Genomic DNA, 18,145 nt, shown 5'->3' with positions numbered 1-18,145 from the left:
CGGACATACCGGCGCGGCCCCGCACCCACAGGCGGACCAGCACCGCACCCGGCACCGGCCCGCGCTCAGGCCGAGACGGTGGGGTGCGGCCCCGCCCCGCCCCACGACGCACCAGCCCCGCAGCACCACCCGCACCCGCACCCCTAAGGAGTCGCCATGACCACCGGCAAGGAGTTTGAGATCGAGCGGGAGTTTGAGGTCGATGCCTCTCCTGCTGAGGTCTGGGACGCGTTCACCACCGGCACCGGCGGCTGGCTGTGGCCCATGGAGTACGAACCCCGGGAAGGCGGTGCCGCCCCCTCCGGCGGCACCGTCACCCACTGGGATCCACCGCACCGCCTCACCGACCGAGTCGAGAACCCCGAAGGCCTCCCACCGGGCCAGACCCTCAACCAGCTCGACCGCACCATCGAACCCCGCGACGGAGGCCGCCGCTCCTGGGTCCGCTACGTGCACAGCGGCATCCTCACCACTGACTGGGCCAACCAGTACGACGGAGCAGGCAAGCACACCGACTTCCACCTGCACACCCTGCGCCAGTACCTGACGTACTTCACGGGCCTGCCCGTCACCTTCACCGCCCTCGACGGCCCCGCCCCCGCCACCGCCCCGGACGCCTTCGCCAAACTGGGCCGCCGCCTGGGCCTCCCCGACGACGCGGCGGAAGGCGCCCGCGTACGCGTGGACGCCCCCGGCGAATCCCTGGACGCGGTGGTCGACTTCCGCAGCCGGCACTTCATAGGCCTGCGCACGGACACCGCGCTCCACCGCTTCTTCGGCCGCAACCACTTCGGTGCCCCCGTGGGCATCAGCATCCACGACTTCGCCCCGCAGGCGGACGCCAAGGGCACCGAAATGGCTTGGAGGGACTGGCTGCTCAGGCTCTACGCGTAGCGAGAGACGAACCGCCCGTCAGCCGCCCTACGGCCGGAACCGCAGCACCTGCGGATCATGATCACTGTTCTGCTCCGCGAACTCCGCGTTGATGTGCACGCTGTCGTACGCGAAGCCCTTCGACCCCTTGGAGCCCTTCGAACCCCCCACCCCCGGACTCGTCAGGATCTGGTCCAGGACCTGGGAGTTCCCCTGGTACACGTACGAGTAACGCTCCGACCGCGGAAGGGACTTGACGGCAGACTTCAACGCGCCCCCCGCCTCCAGCGCCGCAGTCGTCGCCGAGAACTCGAAGTCGTTCACGTCCCCCACGACCACCACGTCCGCCTCCTTCTGCACCTTCCGTACGTCCCGCACAAACGCATTCACCGCCTGAGCCTGCCGCAGCCGCTTCGCCTCCGACGACCGCACCGGCGGCTGATGCCGCGACGTCAGACCCTCGTCGCCGCCCTTAGACCCGAAGTGGTTGGCGACCACGAACACACTCCGCCCCCGGAAGCTGAACTCACCGGCCAGCGGCTTGCGGCTGTCCGCCCAGGCCGTGTTCGCCGGGTCGATGCGCCCGGGGGAGAGGGTCAGCGCGGCGCGTCCGGCGGAGGAACGTACGACACCCGTGCCCGTCGTCGCGTCCCCCGCGCCCCGGTCCGTGAACGAGACCCGCTCGGGGTTGAAGAGGAACACCTGGCGGATGTTCCCGCCCGGCTCCCCGCCGTCCTTGTTGTTCTCCGGGGCGATGGACCGCCACGCATAGCGGGGCCCGCCCGCCGCGACGATCGCGTCCGTGAACTTCTTCAGGGTCGCCTCCGCCGAGACGGTCCCGTCGTTCTTCGCGCCGTTGTCGTCCTGGATCTCCTCGAGGGCGAGGATGTCGGGCGAGGCGAGATTCGAGACGACGGCCCCCGCCAGTGCGTCGAACTTCGTCTGCGGATCACCGGGGTCGAGGTTCTCGACGTTGTACGTGGCGACGGCGAGCTCGTCCTTGGCCTGCCGCCGCGTCTTCTCCCGTACGAGCCCCTTGTCCGTGACCTTGCCCAGCGTCCGAGCGACCAGCGTGTAACCGCCGAACTGGTTGAAGTCCAGGGGGCCTTCCGCGCCACCGGCCAGCGCGTCGCCGACGTTCGCCTTCGGGAACGGCTGCTCGGAGACCGGAGCCAGCTGCTGGATCTGCAGGCGCCCGGTGTTCTGGTCGTCGTAGGACTTGTACACCGCGCCGCCGCGCCGGTTCGGGTTCTCGTGCGGCTTCACGGTGATCCACAGCTCCGAGTACGGATCCGTGGCCCCCACCACGCGCGAGGTGCCGACGCGTACGTTCATGCCCTCCAGGGACTCGTACAGGTCGAGGGCGTACGAGCGGGGCTTCAGCGGGAGCGCGTTGACGCTGCCGCCGTCTCCGGGGTCGCCGTCGGGCGCGTACCGGGAAGGCACCGACTTGGCGCTCACCGTGACCGGCGCGGGCACCGCGTTGCCGGACGACTCGACCGTGACCGTCGGCTTGGTGAGCTGGGTCAGTGACTGGTTGCCGGAGGCCTCGCCGCCGGGAACGTACTCGCTGACGGTCCCGGAGACACGCACCGCGTCACCGGCCTTCACGGTCAGGGCTGCGGACCCGGTGTAGACGAAGACGCCCTCACTGGTCGAGGGGTCCGCATCGGCCTCGGGGTCCTGGATCCAGAAGCCCTTCGAGCCGTACGAACGGACACCGGTCACGATGCCCGTCACGTCCGTGACCTGCTGGCCCGCGAGGGGCGAGAGGCGGGTGGTGCCCTGGATGTCGTGGACGCGGACCTCGGCGGCGGACGCGGACGAGGCCGAGGAGGTCACGGCGAGCAGACCGGCCGCGAGGGCGGTGGCCACGACGGCGGAGACGGCGGCGGATCTCACGGCGGGCCGGGTGGCACGGGATATGTGCGGCATGGAGGGACTCCGGATGAGGGTGAGGTCGTATGAAGCGAGTGAGAGCTGCTGGGTCAGACGGGTCAGACGGGTCAGGCAGGTCAGGCAGGCAGACGGAGCAGGGAGGTGACCGCCCGCGCCCAGCGCTCTACGCGCGTCAATCTCTTGCGTGGCCAGGGGAGTTGTCAAGGTTCGGCGGGTGTTCTCACCGTGTATGTCTTCTGACAGGGACATGAACCGGGCGGCATGGGTCCAAATCCGTCTAGGCTTCAGCCCAGCCGACCCTTCCCCCGGCTCCCGACTCAGCTCGACCAGGGGAGGCCCCATCCTTCGGAGGAGAATCAGCCGATGTCCGTAAGTCCCGCCACCCTGCCGCCGGTGCTGCTGCACTCCGAAGCGGAACTCGCGCGGGCCGCGCTCGCCACGCCGCTGCTCTCCCGCGCCGCGCGGCTCGCCCGCTGGGCCGGCCCCGACACGCGGGTCGGAGCAGGCGGCGAACTCGTCGAAGAGCAGCTGCCGGCCGCCGCGGCGGAGCTGGGCCTCGAAGTGGACGACCCGGACGCCGCCGCGTACGCGAGCGAGGCCTGGCGCGTGGCCGTCGACACCGGCCTGGTGGACGTCACGGACGGGGACGAGGCCGAGGGCCCCGACGGAGCGGACGTGCTCGGCACGGTGACCGCGGGCGAGGACCTCGCCGCCCTCACCTCCGGCAGCCCCCAGGACATCCTCGCCGTCTGGCTCGGCGCCCTGGACACCGTGTACTCGGACGCGACCGTGCCCGACATGGACAACCTCCTGGACGTCCTGGAGGAGAACGGCGAGATCGACTTCGAGGAGCTCGGCTGGGACCCGCAGGCGGAGGCGGACTTCCTGGACGGCGTGCTCGGCAACCTGTACCTGCTCACCGCCGGGGACGCGGGCGCGGGCGAGGGCCCGGTGCCGCTGCCCGCGCTCGCCGCGTCGATGATCGTGCCCGACGACATGGGGGAGCCGACGGACGACATCCTGGAGCAGGTGTCGGACGCGATGATGAAGCTCGACGACCAGTTCCGGCTCTTCGAGCCGCTGGGGCTCGTCGAGTACCAGCCGGTCGACGAGGCCCTCATGGTCGACATCGACGAGGCCGAGGCGCCGCTGCCGGACGACGACGAGGACGTCACGCGGTACGGCATGGTCCGCCTCACCCCGCTCGGTGTGTACGGCATCCGGGCGCGGATGCTGGAGGCGGGCGTGGACGCCCCCGCCGTCGGCGATCTCGCCGACAAGGGCGCCGACGCGCTGCTCGAAGGGACGGCCGGTTTCCCGCAGGCCGCCGCACAGGCCGAGATCGAGCTGTGGCTCGCCCGGCACGAACCGCTGGACGCGGCACGGGAGTTGCTGGCCGCCGCGCGGGGCGGCGACGAGGGCGCGCCGCTCAGGCGGCTCCGCTGCCAGCAGGCGCTCTCGCTGGTGGGCCGGGAGGCCGAGCCCGCTCTGCGGGACGTGCTCGACGACGCCGAGCTCGGTGGGCTCGCCCGGGTGTGGCTTGCCGAGCACGGGGCGGCGGACGTGCCCGCGCCCTCCGAGGCGCTGGTCTTCTGGCTGACCATCGACACGATCGCCGCGCAGCTCGCCGCCGAGGGCAACTCGGACGAGCTGCAGGGCCTGGTCGAGGGGCTCTCGGAGCAGCACAGCGGGTTCTTCGCCGCGGCCTGGCGGGTCGAACACCCCGCCACCGCCGATGTCCTGGAGGCGATGGGGCGGCTGCACCCCGACAAGAAGGTGGCCAAGGAAGCGCGGAAGGCGGCCTTCAAGGCCCGTTCGCAGCAAGGGGTGTGACGGCCGAAGCCGGCCGGGCCGGTACACCGGCCCGGCCGGCTTCGTTCCGTTCAGCTCAGCACTGATTCAGCACTGGTACAGCGTCGTGTGCTTGAACGACGACGTCGCGCCGTCGAAGCCGTACGTCCCCCGGTACGCCGGAGGGTTCTGGTACTCGCCGACGATCGTGATCGTGTTGGCGCAGGAGCCCTGGCCCGTGCGCTTGGCGTCCAGGCGGATCGTGTCGCCGATGAAGCCGCCCGTGATGTCCCACGGAGCGCCGCAGATGCCGGAGGTGATCTGCCCGCCCACCACCACGTGCGGGTAGGTGTTCGGGTTGAACTTCACCTCCATCGCGAAGGTGATCGCGCCGTTGTGCAGCTCCAGCTTGCAGGCGGTGGCCACCGCCTCGGCGGACACGTCCTGGGGCGCGGCGAACGCCTCGTCGCGCGTCTTGACCTCGGCGCCCTGCGGATTGTGGAAGCGGTGCTCCGCGCGGGCCCGGCCCTTCTGCTTGCGTGCCTGAGTGGTCATGAAAGCCCTCCTCTCGTGGTGCGACCGGGTCAGGCCAGCTGTTCGGAGACCTCGACCCGCAGCAGCGCGCGGACGTTCTCGAAGTGGTTGAGCACGGTGACGGTCGAGGACCCTGCGAACAGCAGGCCGAGCGCGACGTTGTCGAGCGAGGTCACCAGGGACCCCGAGTCGCCGCCCGCCGAGATGTTCGTCGTCAGGATCTGGTCCTTGAAGCGGGCCGTGCCCGCGGTGCCGTAGTTGACGTCGATGGTCGCGTCGACGGCGATGATCCGGCCGAAGGAGATGTTGGTCGTGCGGCCGGTCTTCTTCACCAGGTCGCCGACCGCGACGTTCGCCTTGCGGCGCCAGGCGCGCGGCGCACCGCTGAAGTACGTCTCACGGGTCGCGTCCTGGAAGTCGACGGTGCCAAGGGCCGCGTCGACGACGTTGTTGTGCCGCTCCAGCGGGATCTGCGGGGCGAACTGGATCGTGATGAAGCGCTCCAGGGTCGCGATGCGGTCGGCCGGGTCCTGGCCGCCGTCGAAGACACCCGGCTGCACGATCGCGCTGCCCAGCTGGGCGCGGTTGGAGTCGGCGAGCACGTGGTTGTTGGAGAGGATGTAGAACTTCGCCGGTATGCCGAGGCCGGGGCCCGGCGGGTCGACGGCGGCGCCGGGCAGGAAGTCGTAGACTACGCTGCCGAGCGTGCCGGCCGTCACGCGTACGTTGCCGACCGATGCGCCGGAGGGGCACGGGCGCATGCGGCGCTTGAGGAGCTGCGGCTCGAACGCGCCGAGTCCGGCGAGCTCTTCCAGCATGGGCTGCGAGAGGCCCGCGAGCTGCTCGCTCACACCGCCGTCGGGGCCGTACGTCACCGAGCGGTCCTCGGTGCGGCCGGACTTGCGCTGCTGCCGCTGCGCGGCGACGTGGCCGACGGCGACGACGTCGGTGGGGGTGCCGTCGTCCATCTGGGAGGGGATGACGTCCCGCTCCGGGAGCATGGACTCCGGAACCTTCTGGGTCACGAACACGATGACCGCGGGTTCGCCCGTGGGCTCGCCCTCGGTCCACTTCACGCCGTGGCCGAAGCCGACGACGTTGGCCAGCGAGGTCTGGGGGCCCAGGAAGTCCCCTATCGCCTGCTGGCGCGAGCTGTCACTGAGCTGACCGCCGGTGGGTCCTCGCATCAATTCGGGCTGGCTCACCACGCCAGACCACCTCTTCCCCTTGGTTGAAGGGTGGAGTTCCGGTGCGCTTGCGCAGGGCGTCCTACTGCGCCGCGGGCTCGCCGATGGCGAGCACGCGCACGGGGGCGCCTTCGAGCACTTCCGGAATCACGTCTTCGTCCCGGAGCCGGTCACGGGGCACTTTGCGGGTGACGAACACGACGATCACGTCCGCCCCCGAGTGGTCGTCCTTCCCGATGCCGACGCCGGTGACGTTGGCCAGCTTCATCAGCCGGTCCTCATGGAGGCTGCGTGCCTGCGAAGCGTCCACGCGGCTCGCCTCCCCCAACGGGTGATGCAGGTAGGGGGATGTCTATTGCCGCGTGGACGGCGGGTCAAGGCGTTCTGCACGAAATCTTGGCTTTACGGGTGATCCGCGCCTGTTGACCTTGTTTACGAAGATTCTTCCGACCACTCACTGAACCGCCCACTCAACCACCGGCTCATGTGCGCAGATGCGAAGCGCCGTTGAGGTCCAGGACCGTGCCGGACGCCCACTCCGCGACCGGCGAAGCGAGCCAGAGGACCGCCGCGGCGATCTCGTCCGCCGTGCCCGCACGCCCGAAGGGACTCTGCGCGCGGATCGCGGCCCCCTCGTCCCCGCTCAGCCGGTGCGCCACCCGCTCCGTCTCGAAGAAGCCGGGTGCCACCGACGCCACCGCGATCCCGTACGGCGCGAGCGACACCGCGAGGGACTGGCCGAGCGCGTGGACGGCCGCCTTGGTCGCCCCGTACGCCGGGTGGTCGGGCTCCCCGCGGAACGCGCCGCGCGAGCCGACGTTCACGATCCGGCCGCCCGTGCCCTGGTCGATCATCCGGCGGGCCGCCAGGTGGCTGAGGTTCGCCGTGGCCAGGAGGTTCACCGACACGTGCCGCTGCCAGAGGGCGGCCCAGTCCTCGTACGACGTGTCGGCGAGGGGATGCGGCAGGTTCACGGCGGCGTTGTTGACCAGGACGTCGAGACCGCCGAGTGCGGTGGCGGCCCGCCCCGCGACGTCCGCCGCGCCCGACGGATCCGAGAGGTCCCCGCCCACCAGCGCATGGCCGTCGCCCGCCAGGGACGCGAGCGTCGCTCGCGCGTCCTCCTCACGCGAGCCGTAGTGCACGGCGACGCGGTCGCCGTTCTGCGCGAAGGCCTGCGCGAGGGCTCTCCCCAGGCCTCGGGAGGCTCCGCTGATCAGGACACGGCGGCCGGTGGCTGGCAGGTTCATGGAAGGAAGCCCCTTGATGTCGGACAGCGTTCAACCGCCGTTTATACGTGAGCGGGAACGTGACGCCGACAGCAGCCCGGCCGGAAATCGAACGCAGGCCGAGAGTCGCAGCACGTGCACCGTCAGCCCGTAGCCCGCTCGTACGCGCCTCAGGAGACATCATGTCGCTCACTCGCAGGGACTTCACCAGACGCTCCGCGGTCACCGGCGCGGGGGTCGCGCTGGCCGGCAGCGTCGGCGCACTCGCCACCGCGCCCGGCGCGCTCGCCGCCCAGGAGACGACGGACGACGGGGCCGACGTGCTCGGCCGCGCCCCCGGCTACGGACCCCTCGTCCCCGACCCCGATGGCCTGCTCGCGCTGCCCGCCGGATTCTCGTACCGCGTCCTGACCCACAGCGGAAGGACGAAACTGGAGACCGGCGAGTTCACGCCCTCCAACCACGACGGCACGGCCACCTTCGAGGGCCCGCGCGGCGTCACGCTGCTCGTCAACAACCACGAGCTGAGCGGCCCCCGCTCCAAGTGGCCGCACCCGGTCCCGCTCACCGAGGGCCTCGTCTACGACCCGGCCGCGTCCGGCGGCTGCACCGTCGTCGAGGTCCGCCGCGGCGGACACGTCGCCGAGTGGGTCGGCATCGCGGGCACCGCCACCAACTGCGCGGGCGGCAGCACTCCTTGGGGCACCTGGCTCACCTGCGAGGAGACCGAGGAGAAGGCCGGCCAGAACGGCATGACCAAGGACCACGGCTACGTCTTCGAGGTCGACCCCTACGACCGGCGCGCCAACCGCGGCCCCAAGCCCGTCAAGGCCCTGGGCCGCTACGCCCACGAAGCCGTCGTCGTCGACCCCAAGCGCGGCCACCTCTACCTCACCGAGGACGCCTCCGGCCCCAACGGCCTGCTCTACCGCTGGACCCCGCCGCACGGCTTCAAGCACGGCCGCGGCAAGCTGCGCACCCTGGCCGACGACGCGGGTGTCCTGAAGGCGCCCAAGTGCTACGACTCCGGCGGCCGTTTCGTGGACGACCTGTCCCGCGCCACCAGGATCGGCACCGTCTACGGCGTGGACTGGGCCGAGGTCCCGGACCGCGACGCCCGCACGGTCCCGGTGCGCCAGCAGTTCGACGACGGCGACATCACGCGCGCCCGCAAGCTCGAAGGCATGTGGTGGGGTGACGGCGGCGTCTACATCGTCGCCTCGTTCTCCCGCGACGAGAGCCCCGTCCAGCACGACGGACAGGTGTGGTTCTACAACCCCTCGCGCCGCACCCTGACCCTGAAGGTGCTCCTCGGCGTCAACCCGGACCCCGCCGAGGACGGCGCCTTCGACGGCCCGGACAACATCACCGTCTCCCCGTACGGCGGCCTGGTCATCGCCGAGGACGGCGAAGGCGTCCAGCACCTCTTCGGGGCGACCGAGCACGGCCGTACGTACCCGATCGCGCGCAACGAACTCAACGCGGGCACGCCCGAGAAACCCTCCTACAGCGAGTTCACCGGCGTCACCTTCTCGCCCGACGGCAAGACGCTCTACGCCAGCATCCAGACACCCGGCATCCTGCTGGCGATCACCGGGCCGTGGCGGAGGCAGCGCGGCTAACCCGCGACGACGGCGTTGACGGCGCGCACGGAGTCGTCGCCGATCCGTGCGTACCAGCCGGACGCGTCCGCGGCGAGGCCTGCGATGTCGCCGGCCACCGGCCACTCCCTGACGACCTTGCCGCCGCGCAAGGTCAGCGCCCTGCAGACGCGGCCCGCGGTGGCGTAGACCGTGGCGCCGCCGACGGCGGGCGGGACCCGGGCGGTGTCGGCGAACGGCACCGTCCAGAGCTTCTCCCCGGTGGCCAGGTCGATGGCCTGCAACGCCTTCGAGTCGGTCCAGTGCAGCAGGACGCCGTGCGCCGTGACGGGGCCGCGTCCGCCGCCGGGCAGCCTCGGCCAGCTGGTGTCGAGCCCGGCCGTGGGGAAGCTCCAGCGCTGCTTGCCGTCGCCGGGGTCGAAGCCGATGAGCTTTTGGCCACCGGCGAGCAGCAGACCCGTGCCGGAGGCGTGGCCGAGGGCCGTGGTGCCGGTCGCCGCCCGCACGTCCATCGCCCGCCGCTCGACGAGCGTGTCCCTGCGCACGTCCAGGAGGTGCAGCTCGTCCTGGTCGGTGAGCAGCGCGAAGCGGGCGGCCCGGCCGTCCGACCCGGGCAGTGCGACGGGCGCGGCGACCACCTTCTCGTCGCCTGCGAGGCCCGCGTACGTCCAGAGCCTCTTCTTCGCGCCGGCGTCGATACAGACGACCGAGGTGTCGAACGACGGCTCGGCGGGGTCCGGGACGAGGAGGAGAGAAGCGCCGAAGACAGCGGGCCTGTACCAGTGCGCGGCGTCCTCCAGCGCCCAGGACGAGCCTCCGGCGGGCAGCGCACGGGAGCGCAGCACCCGGTCGGTCGCCGACCCCTCGGTGGCCAGCGTGACCAGCCTTCGGCCCGCCACGGCGAACCAGTGCACCCCCGGCGCCGGCCAGGCGTCCTTCGGCTCCCACGGGTCGCCGGTGCGCAGGTCCAGGCCCCGTGACACGAGTCCGGGCGCCACCAGCACGCCGCCCGCGACGCCCCACAGTGCCGGAGCGTCGGCGAGGGCCGCGGACCGCCAGCCCAGGGTGCCGGGCCCGGCGGCGACAGCACGGATCTGACCCTCCGTGCGGGCGTAGGGCTTCGTGCCGTGGACGAGCACGGTGGACCCGGCGAGGAGGAAGGCGTCCAGGGTGCCGCCGTCGGAGGTCAGGCTCCACCGCACCTTGCCGGGCCGCCGCGAGCCCTTCCGCAGCAGCAGCCCGTCATTCGACGCACCCACCTTCTTCGTCGAGGGCCGGGAGATCGCCCACGCGGCGATCCCCGCCAGCCCGCCGCCCCCGGAGACGATGAGGCCGCGGCGGGTGAGGGTGCGACGCCGGTCGGCGCGGTCGGTGACGTCAGGGTGTGCCGGTGTGGGGGAGACGGCGACCGCGGTGGCCGACGGGGCGACCGCGGTGGCCGATGGGGCGACCGGGGTGGCTCGCGCCGTCCCTTCGTCCGGCCTGTCCGGCCTGTCCGGCCCGTCCGGCACATCCGGTTCGCGGCCGGATATGACGGACCGCAGCGGCTCCTCGCGCCACCACAGCGGCGCGTCGGCAGCCGAGGCCCGCACCAGGACGGCGTCGACCGTGGGACGCAGCGCCGGGTCCTTGGCCAGGCACTCCGCGACCAGCTCACGCAGGCCTCCCCGAGCCGGTACGTCCGTGAGGCGGGGCTCCTCGTGGGTGGCGCGGTAGAGCAGGACGGCGACGGGCGCCGAGCCGAACGGATTGCCGCCGCCCGCAGCGAAGGCGAGCACGGCGCCGAGCGCGAATACATCGGCGGGCGGCCCGACCTGCCGTCCTTCGATCTGCTCGGGGGCCATGAACCCCGGGGTGCCGATCATCGACCCCGCCTCGGTCAGGGCGAGGTCGCCGGTGACGCGGGCGATGCCGAAGTCGATGACGCGGGGGCCGTCGGAGGTGAGCAGTACGTTCGACGGTTTGAGGTCGCGGTGCACGATGCCCGCCGCGTGGATGCTCGACAGGGCCTCGGCCAGACAGGCCCCGAGCGAGCGCACGACGTCCGCGCCGAACGGCGGGCAGGCGGCCACCGCCCGGCGCAGTGTGACCCCGGGCAGGAAGGCGGTGGCGAGCCAGGGGAGCGGTGAGTCCGGGTCGGCGTCGAGAACGGCTGCCGTATGCGCGCCCGTGACGGCACGCGCGGCGCTCGCCTCGCGCCGGAAACGTTCCCTGAAGTGCGGGTCGGCCGCGAGGTGTTCATGCACGGTCTTCACCGCGACGAGCCGCCCGCCGGGGCTGCGCCCCAGGTAGACCTGGCCCATGCCGCCGGATCCGAGCCGCCGGATGATCCGGTGACCGCCGAGGCGTCTGGGGTCGCCGGGCAGCAGGTCGCCGCCGGGGAGCGTGGCGCTCATGCCGGACCCGGTCCGCTGATCGTGTGCAGGGTGCCGCCCGCCCAGAGGTGGACGAGCCCGTCGCGCGCGGCCGCGGCGTCGACGTCCGCGATGTCGTCCAGGGCCACGGCCCAGACCGTGGCGCCCGTCCCGGGGTCGAGCGCGCGCAGGCCCCAGGTGGGCTCGCCCGAAGCGCCGGGCCGTGGCCCGGCGACGTAGAGCAGACCGTCGGCCACCAACGGGGAGTTGTCCCCGGCCGCCAGCTCGCGCACGTTGTCGAGCATCCAGCGCGGCTCACCCGACGTGGCGTTGAACCCGCGCAGCCGCCCGCCGGCGTCCGGGGCGTGCACCATGCCGTCGGTGGCCCGCGGGGTGACGGTGCTGCCCGACTTCAGGGACTGGGTCCACACGGTGCGGCGGGTGGCCAGGTCGACCGCCTGGATCGACTCGCTCGTCGCGTAGTAGCGCGTTCCCTCGGCCCCGGGATGAGCCTGTGGCCTGGGCGCGCCGCCCTCGATCTCCCGCTCCACGGTGCCCTTGCCCGCCCGCAGGACGACGAGTGGATCGTCCTTGGCGTACGCGTCCGTGCCGAGGTCCGGGGCAGCGGAGACGGCCACCGCGATGCGGCCGCCCGCCTGGTCCACGCCGATCACCTCGGCGGCGCTCCCCTCGTGGAACCACAAGGGGTCTCCCGTACGCGGGTCGAAGCCGTACGCCCGCCAGCGCCGGTCCCAGGAGGTGCGCTGCGCCTGAGCGGTGCCGTACGAGGTGTAGGAGATCAGGGCGACGGCTTCCTCGGAGGCGGCGATCTTGCCGTAGTTCCCCTCGAGTTGACTCTTCGGCCGGCTGAACGGGCGGCGCGGCCGGTGCGGATTGCGGATCAGCGACCCCGAGTTCCACGCCTGGCGCCCGCTGTCGGTGTGGAGCGCGATCAGTTCCGGTTCGAAGAGACCGTCCTTGAGTACGTAGACCAGGTCGCCGAGGGGTTCGGCGCCCTTGAGATCCTGCGACGGGTACGTCCAGCGGACGGTGTTGGTCTGCGCGTCGATGCGCGTGAGAGCGGCGCCGTCGATGAGATACAGGTCGCCCCCGCTGCGCGACAGCGCGCCGTTGAAGGGGAGTTCACCGACCTCTCGGGTCCACCGCACCCGCCCCTTCAGCACCGAGTCCGGCCAGGCGCCGTCCTTCGCCTCGCCGCCCGCACGATCCTCACCGCCACTGCCGCCCGTGCCGCCTCCGAGGCTGTTCACGACGACGGCCGTGGCGGCGACCCCCGCGGCGCCGAGCGCCGCACCTCCCCAGGTGAGCAGGCGGCGGCGGGACGGGTGGCCTGGCGGGGGCGGTGGCGCGTCGGCCCGTCCGTCGCGGGGCGCGAACCGCGGCGGGTGCTGCGCCCCGTCACGAGGTGCGGCCTCGGGCGGATCCTCGGGCCGCTCGTCCGTGATGTCGGGCGAGGAGTCGCCGGTGTCCCGCTCGACCGGCTCCGAGACCAGTTGCGCGACGAGTTCCGCGACCTCGTCCTCATGGCGGCGTACCAGCCCCGAGACCGGCTCCCGCTCCCACCACGGCGCGTCGTCGGCCAGCTCCCCGCACCAGGCCAGCGCCTCCCCGACCGCCGGCCGGTCCGCCGGGTCGCGGGCCAGGCAGCGGCCGAGGAACGTGTGCCAGAGGGCGCCCGGCACGCCCTCCAGGTCCGGCTCGTCGTGCAGCGTGCGGTACAGGACCGCGGGCGCGCCGCCCGTGCCGAACGGAGCGCGGCCGGTGGCGGCGAGCACGAGGACCGCGCCGAGGGCGAACACATCGGCGGCCGGGCCCGGTTCGCCGTCGTGGGCTAGCTGCTCCGGGGCGATGAAGCCGGGGGAGCCGATTGCCTCGTCGTCCGCGGTCAGGCTCTCGTCGGCCGCGCTCTTGGCGATGCCGAAGTCGAGGACCTTCGGGCCGTCGCGGCCGATGACGATGTTCGACGGCTTCAGGTCACGGTGCATGAGCCCCACCGCGTGCACCCCCGCGAGCGCCTCGGCGAGCGCGGCGCCCAGTGCGGCGAGTCCGGCGGAGCCGAGGGGGCCGTGCGCGCGGACGGCAGCGGTCAGGTCGGGGCCCGCGCAGAACTCCGTGGCGAGCCACGGCTGTGCCGCATCCGGGTCGGCGTCGATGACCGCCGCGGTGAAGGGGCCCGCGACGGCGCGCGCGGCGACGGTCTCCCTGCGGAACCGCTCCCTGAACTCCGGCTCGGCGGCGAGGTGTTCATGCACCGTCTTGACGGCCGCCAGCCGCCCCGACGCCGAACGCGCCAGATGCACACGCCCCATCCCGCCCTCGCCGAGCCGCGCGACGATCCGGAACCCACCGAGCTCGACCGGCTCGCCCCGCGCCGCCTGTGCCATGCCCCGGTGTCCCCCTCCACCTCGACCGCCCCTACGGACGATCTGTGCGACGCCTGTGGGCCATCGTACGGTTGCACCGAAAAAGCATTGGTGCCCCGCAAGTTCACTCTCCTAAAGTGAAGCTCGTCCAGGTGCGAAGGCAGGACTTACTTCCACTCATCATGGGGAGCGGGCGGGTTCGAGTCCCGCCTCCGGCACCAACAGGCCGGAGTAGCTCAGGGGTCAGAGCACCTTGTCAGTTCAGCCGAACCGGAACTCTGGACACCCAAGACTTCACGCATTCACGCACCTCCCGGTGCGCAGGCAGCGGCTACTTCCTTCAAAGAATCCACGCCGCAGCCACTTTGATCTCGGGAGGCTCAGCCGCAGGTCGTGCCCGGTCCCGTCACCGGTGTGCCCTTTTGCTGTGCTGCCTCCCCCAGCAATTCTGAATTCGGGGGAATTCACATGGCACGCTTCAACACCAAGTCCGCGAAGGCGCTGGTCACTTCCGTCGTGAAGTCGACCGGGCGCACCGCGCCGACCCACCAGGGCGGCCGAGGTCACCTGCGTGACCCGCGCTCCGAGCTCTTTCTGCTCGCGGTGGCGAATTTCGTTTCCCAGCAGACCTTTTACGAGAACGGCGGCGACCGCGACGACCGTTTCTCCGCGCTCGTGCGACGCCTCGCCGTCGAGGACCCGGAGTGGACCGCGGGCCTCCTCGGCTGGCTGCGCGGCGACGGCAACATGCGGACGGCATCGATCGTCGGCGCCGCCGAGTACGTCAAGGCGCGCCTCGACGCCGGCGCCACCGAAGGCCCCGCGAACCGCCAGGTCGTCGCCTCCGTGCTGCGCCGCCCGGACGAGCCCGGCGAGCTGCTCGGGTACTGGACGGCGACGTACGGCCGCAACGTCCCCAAGCCCGTGAAGCGGGGCATCGCGGATGCCGTGCGCCGCCTGTACGGCGAGAAGGCGCTGCTCAAGTACGACACGGCGTCCAAGGGTTACCGCTTCGGCGACATCCTCAACCTCGTGCACGCCGCGCCCGACCCGGACAAGCCGTGGCAGGGCGACCTGTTCCGGTACGCGCTCGACCGCCGCCACCACCCCGACACGGCCGTACCGCCCGCGTCCGCCCGCATCCTGGCCGCGCACCGCGAGCTGATGGCGGTGCCGGTCGCCGAGCGGCGCGCGGTGGTGACGGGCGCGGGCGGCGCCGAGCGGCTCGCCTCGGCGGGCATGACCTGGGAGGCGCTCGCGGGCTGGCTGCAGGGGCCGATGGACAAGGCGGCCTGGGAGGCGGTCATTCCCTCCATGGGCGCGATGGCGCTCGTCCGCAACCTGCGGAACTTCGACGAGGCGGGCGTCTCGGACGAGGTGGCGGGCGTCGTCGCGGCGAGGCTCGCGGACCCGGTGGAGGTCGCGAAGTCGCGGCAGTTCCCCTTCCGCTACCTCGCCGCGTACCAGCACGCGCCGTCGCTGCGCTGGGCGTACCCGCTGGAGCAGGCGCTCGGCCACTCGCTGGGCAACGTGCCCGCGCTGCCCGGCCGTTCGCTGATCCTGGTCGACCGCTCGGGTTCGATGTGGTCGCCGCTCTCGGACCGCTCGCAGCTCAACCGCGCGGACGCGGCGGCGGTCTTCGGCACGGCGCTCGCGCTGCGGGCGGCGGACGCGGACCTGGTCGAGTTCGGCACGAGCAGCGCCAAGGTGACGTACCGCAAGGGCGAGTCCGTCCTGAAGGTCCTTGAGCGGTTCGGCAGCCTCGGCGGCACGAACACCACCGAGGCGGTGCGCCGCTTCCACAAGAACCACGACCGCGTCCTGATCGTCACCGACGAGCAGGCGACGTACCACCACCACGGCGACCCGACCGAGCAGGTTCCGGCGCACATCCCGGTCTACACCTGGAACCTGGCGGGTTACCGGGTGGGCCACGGCGCGTCCGGCACGGGCAACCGCCATGTGTTCGGCGGCCTTTCGGACGCGGCGTTCCGGATGGTGGCGCTGCTCGAAGCGGGGGCTTCGAGCGATTGGCCGTGGGCGCGGACGTGAGGGCACGACTGAAGTGAGGACGCGACTGGAGTGAGGGCAAGACCCTTGTCCGTACCGGGAATTGGTATCTAACATTTCAATGCATGGGAGCCATGCAACCGGTGCGCCGCACCCTCCTCAGGGACCAGGCGTACGCATCGATCCGTGACGCGATCGTCGGCGGGGACATCCCGCCGGGCAGCGTGGTGCGGGACGCCGACCTCGCCGCCTCGCTCGGCCTGTCGCGCGCGCCCGTCCGCGCTGCGTTCTCGCGGCTCGTGGACGAAGGCCTCCTGGAGTCCAAACCGCAGAGCCACACCCGTGTGACGGCGCTGGACGAGGCCGGTGTCAGGGACGCGGCGGCCGTCGTCCGCGCCATGCACGAACTCGTCGCCCGCGGCGCGGTGCCCCGCCTGGAGCCCGCGCACCTCTACGCGATGCGGGATGCCAACCGCCGGTTCGCGGCAGCCGTGGCTTCCGGCGACGTGGACGAGGCTCTGCGGGCGGACGACGACCTGCACGGCACCCTGGTCGCGGCCTGCGGCAACCACGCGGCCGCGGCCACCATCACCCGGTACACCCCCCTCATCCGCCGCCTGGCGAGGCAGCGCTTCGGCGAGGGCGTGACCTGCGGCTCCGCCGAGCTGCACGAGCGTCTCATCGACGCGTGCGCGGACGGCGACCCGGAGGCGGCGGTGGCCGTCACCACGGAGATCTGGCGCGTCCTGGAAGAGCTCGCCCACCCCTGAACCTGCCGGAGGCCCCCGTGCCCGCACCCCTCGACTCCTACGCCCGCTACCCCCTCCTCTTCGGCCCCTCACCCGTCCACCCCCTGGACCGCCTCACCCACCACCTCGGCGGCGCCGCGCTCTGGGCCAAGCGGGAGGACTGCAACTCCGGCATCGCGTACGGCGGCAACAAGACGCGCAAGCTGGAGTTCCTGGTCGCCGACGCGCTCGCGCAGGGCTGCGACACCCTCGTGTCGATCGGCGGCGTCCAGTCCAACCACACCCGCCAGGTCGCGGCAGTCGCCGCCCGCGCCGGACTCAAGTGCGTCCTGATCCAGGAGAGTTGGGTGGACTGGCCCGACTCCGTGTACGACAAGGTCGGCAACATCCTCATCAGCAGGCTCGCGGGCGCCGACGTACGCCTCGTACGCGCCGGATTCGGCATCGGCATCAAGGAGAGCTGGGAGCGGGCGGTGCGCGAGGTCGAGGAGGCGGGCGGCAGGCCGTACGCCATCCCGGCCGGCTGCTCCGAGCATCGTCTGGGCGGTCTTGGCTTCGCGCGCTGGGCGTACGAAGTGACGGAGCAGGAAGCCGAATTGGGGGTCTTCTTCGACACCGTCGTGGTCTGCTCGGTGACCGGGTCCACGCAGGCGGGGATGGTCGCCGGGTTTGCCGCGCTCGCGGAGGAGGGCGAGCGCCCGCGCCGTGTCCTGGGCATCGACGCATCCGCCGATCCCGACCGCACCCGCGAGCAGATCGCCAGGATCACCCGCGGGACGGCCGAACTCATCGGCGTGCAGGCAGAGGTGAAGGACTCCGACATCGAGCTTGACGCGCGCTACCACGCGGGCACCTACGGCCTCCCCGACGAGGCGACCCTCGACGCGATGCGGCTCGCCGCCCGCACGGAGGGCATGGTGACCGACCCGGTGTACGAGGGGAAGTCGATGGCCGGGATGATCGACCTGGTGGACAGGGGAGAGATCGCGCGCGACGCGACCGTGCTCTACGCCCACCTCGGCGGGCAGCCCGCGCTGAACGCCTACAGCGCCTTGTTCTGACCGAGGGGCGCCTGGGGCACACATGTGCGCGCGGTGCCACGGAGCAACTACGTAGCGCTACGGGGAACGGGAAATTGTGTGTCGGTTTGATGCCGATGTGAGGACCGTGTGAGGTCGGAGCATGGTGCGTCGGGGTCCGGAGGGCGCATACTCAGAACATGACGAGGCCCCCCGGTACCCGACGCCACCTGCCGAACAGCCCCTTTAACGTTCCGCCGCCCCCCGCACCGCCCATCGAGCAGTTCGCCGTGGGCGACCGGGTCTCGCACGACCAGTACGGACTCGGACGGATCGTCGGAGTCGAAGGCGAGGAAGCGGTGGTCATCGACTTCGCAGGCCGTCAGGGACGGTTCCTGAGCCCGTACCCCAAGCTGTCCAAGCTCTGATTCCCTGATCTGCGTACGACAAAAGGGGCGGCCGCCGCGTTCGGGCCGTTCGACGAGGACGCCCTGCCGCACTGGACGGTCGTACGG

The 18,145-nt window shown here is 72.0% G+C and carries 14 protein-coding genes; 7 read left to right on the top strand and 7 right to left on the bottom strand.

The genetic code is table 11. The features are described from left to right. Nucleotides 1-156 precede the first annotated feature (156 nt). Nucleotides 157-894 (top strand): SRPBCC domain-containing protein, encoded by a 738-nt coding sequence (locus ABZ833_RS12470; RefSeq protein ID WP_361044908.1) that lies wholly within the window; start codon nt 157-159, stop codon nt 892-894. A gap of 27 nt (nt 895-921) precedes the next feature. Here ABZ833_RS12470 and ABZ833_RS12465 read toward each other — a convergent pair whose 3' ends face one another. Then, a complete protein-coding gene (locus ABZ833_RS12465; protein WP_361044904.1) occupies nt 922-2,808 on the bottom strand; it encodes an endonuclease/exonuclease/phosphatase family protein in 1,887 nt (628 codons plus the stop codon). 327 nt (nt 2,809-3,135) lie between these two features. On the opposite strand from ABZ833_RS12465, the gene ABZ833_RS12460 reads away from it, so the two are divergent. Next, on the top strand, nt 3,136-4,605 hold the full coding sequence (locus tag ABZ833_RS12460) for a hypothetical protein (RefSeq protein WP_361044901.1): 1,470 nt from the start codon (nt 3,136-3,138) through the stop codon (nt 4,603-4,605). Nucleotides 4,606-4,671: 66 nt separating this feature from the next. Here ABZ833_RS12460 and ABZ833_RS12455 read toward each other — a convergent pair whose 3' ends face one another. The 4 genes from ABZ833_RS12455 to ABZ833_RS12440 all read right to left on the bottom strand — a co-directional run bounded on the left by ABZ833_RS12455 (nt 4,672) and on the right by ABZ833_RS12440 (nt 7,534). After that, a complete protein-coding gene (locus ABZ833_RS12455; protein ID WP_361044898.1) occupies nt 4,672-5,118 on the bottom strand; it encodes a hypothetical protein in 447 nt (148 codons plus the stop codon). Between the two features lie 29 nt (nt 5,119-5,147). Next, nucleotides 5,148-6,302 carry a hypothetical protein gene (locus tag ABZ833_RS12450; protein WP_361044895.1) on the bottom strand — a complete coding sequence of 385 codons (1,155 nt, stop codon included), beginning with the start codon at nt 6,300-6,302 and terminating at the stop codon, nt 5,148-5,150. 64 nt (nt 6,303-6,366) lie between these two features. Then, a complete protein-coding gene (locus ABZ833_RS12445; RefSeq protein WP_361044892.1) occupies nt 6,367-6,594 on the bottom strand; it encodes a hypothetical protein in 228 nt (75 codons plus the stop codon). A gap of 172 nt (nt 6,595-6,766) precedes the next feature. Further along, nucleotides 6,767-7,534: an SDR family oxidoreductase gene (locus tag ABZ833_RS12440; RefSeq protein ID WP_361044889.1), complete on the bottom strand. Its 768-nt coding sequence runs from the start codon at nt 7,532-7,534 to the stop codon at nt 6,767-6,769. Between the two features lie 161 nt (nt 7,535-7,695). Between ABZ833_RS12440 and ABZ833_RS12435 the strand changes: the two genes are divergently transcribed. Beyond that, the gene (locus ABZ833_RS12435) at nt 7,696-9,135 is read left to right on the top strand and encodes an alkaline phosphatase PhoX (RefSeq protein ID WP_361044886.1); all 1,440 of its coding nucleotides are present in this window, start codon (nt 7,696-7,698) and stop codon (nt 9,133-9,135) included. Here ABZ833_RS12435 and ABZ833_RS12430 read toward each other — a convergent pair. Both ABZ833_RS12430 and ABZ833_RS12425 read right to left on the bottom strand, forming a co-directional pair. Next, nucleotides 9,132-11,510 carry a protein kinase gene (locus ABZ833_RS12430; protein WP_361044883.1) on the bottom strand — a complete coding sequence of 793 codons (2,379 nt, stop codon included), beginning with the start codon at nt 11,508-11,510 and terminating at the stop codon, nt 9,132-9,134. The two genes, ABZ833_RS12435 and ABZ833_RS12430, sit on opposite strands and share 4 nt — an antisense overlap. Further along, a complete protein-coding gene (locus ABZ833_RS12425; protein WP_361044880.1) occupies nt 11,507-13,873 on the bottom strand; it encodes a PQQ-binding-like beta-propeller repeat protein in 2,367 nt (788 codons plus the stop codon). Before ABZ833_RS12425 ends, ABZ833_RS12430 begins: the two co-directional genes overlap by 4 nt. A 447-nt stretch (nt 13,874-14,320) precedes the next feature. On the opposite strand from ABZ833_RS12425, the gene ABZ833_RS12420 reads away from it, so the two are divergent. From ABZ833_RS12420 to ABZ833_RS12405, 4 genes are all read left to right on the top strand, one after another. Continuing rightward, a complete protein-coding gene (locus ABZ833_RS12420; RefSeq protein WP_361044877.1) occupies nt 14,321-15,904 on the top strand; it encodes a TROVE domain-containing protein in 1,584 nt (527 codons plus the stop codon). A gap of 83 nt (nt 15,905-15,987) precedes the next feature. After that, nucleotides 15,988-16,632, top strand: a complete 645-nt coding sequence (locus tag ABZ833_RS12415) for a GntR family transcriptional regulator (RefSeq protein ID WP_361044875.1) — start codon at nt 15,988-15,990, stop codon at nt 16,630-16,632. 17 nt (nt 16,633-16,649) lie between these two features. After that, the gene (locus tag ABZ833_RS12410; RefSeq protein WP_361044873.1) at nt 16,650-17,672 is read left to right on the top strand and encodes a 1-aminocyclopropane-1-carboxylate deaminase; all 1,023 of its coding nucleotides are present in this window, start codon (nt 16,650-16,652) and stop codon (nt 17,670-17,672) included. Between the two features lie 158 nt (nt 17,673-17,830). After that, nucleotides 17,831-18,058, top strand: coding sequence for a CarD family transcriptional regulator (locus ABZ833_RS12405; protein WP_249590658.1), 228 nt, complete (start codon nt 17,831-17,833; stop codon nt 18,056-18,058). The last annotated feature ends 87 nt before the right edge of the window (nt 18,059-18,145 follow it).

It is taken from the genome of Streptomyces sp. NPDC047525, from assembly GCF_040643025.1.
GTDB classification, from domain to species: Bacteria; Actinomycetota; Actinomycetes; order Streptomycetales; family Streptomycetaceae; genus Streptomyces; species Streptomyces durmitorensis.
This window is presented reverse-complemented; position numbering and strand designations above follow the sequence as displayed.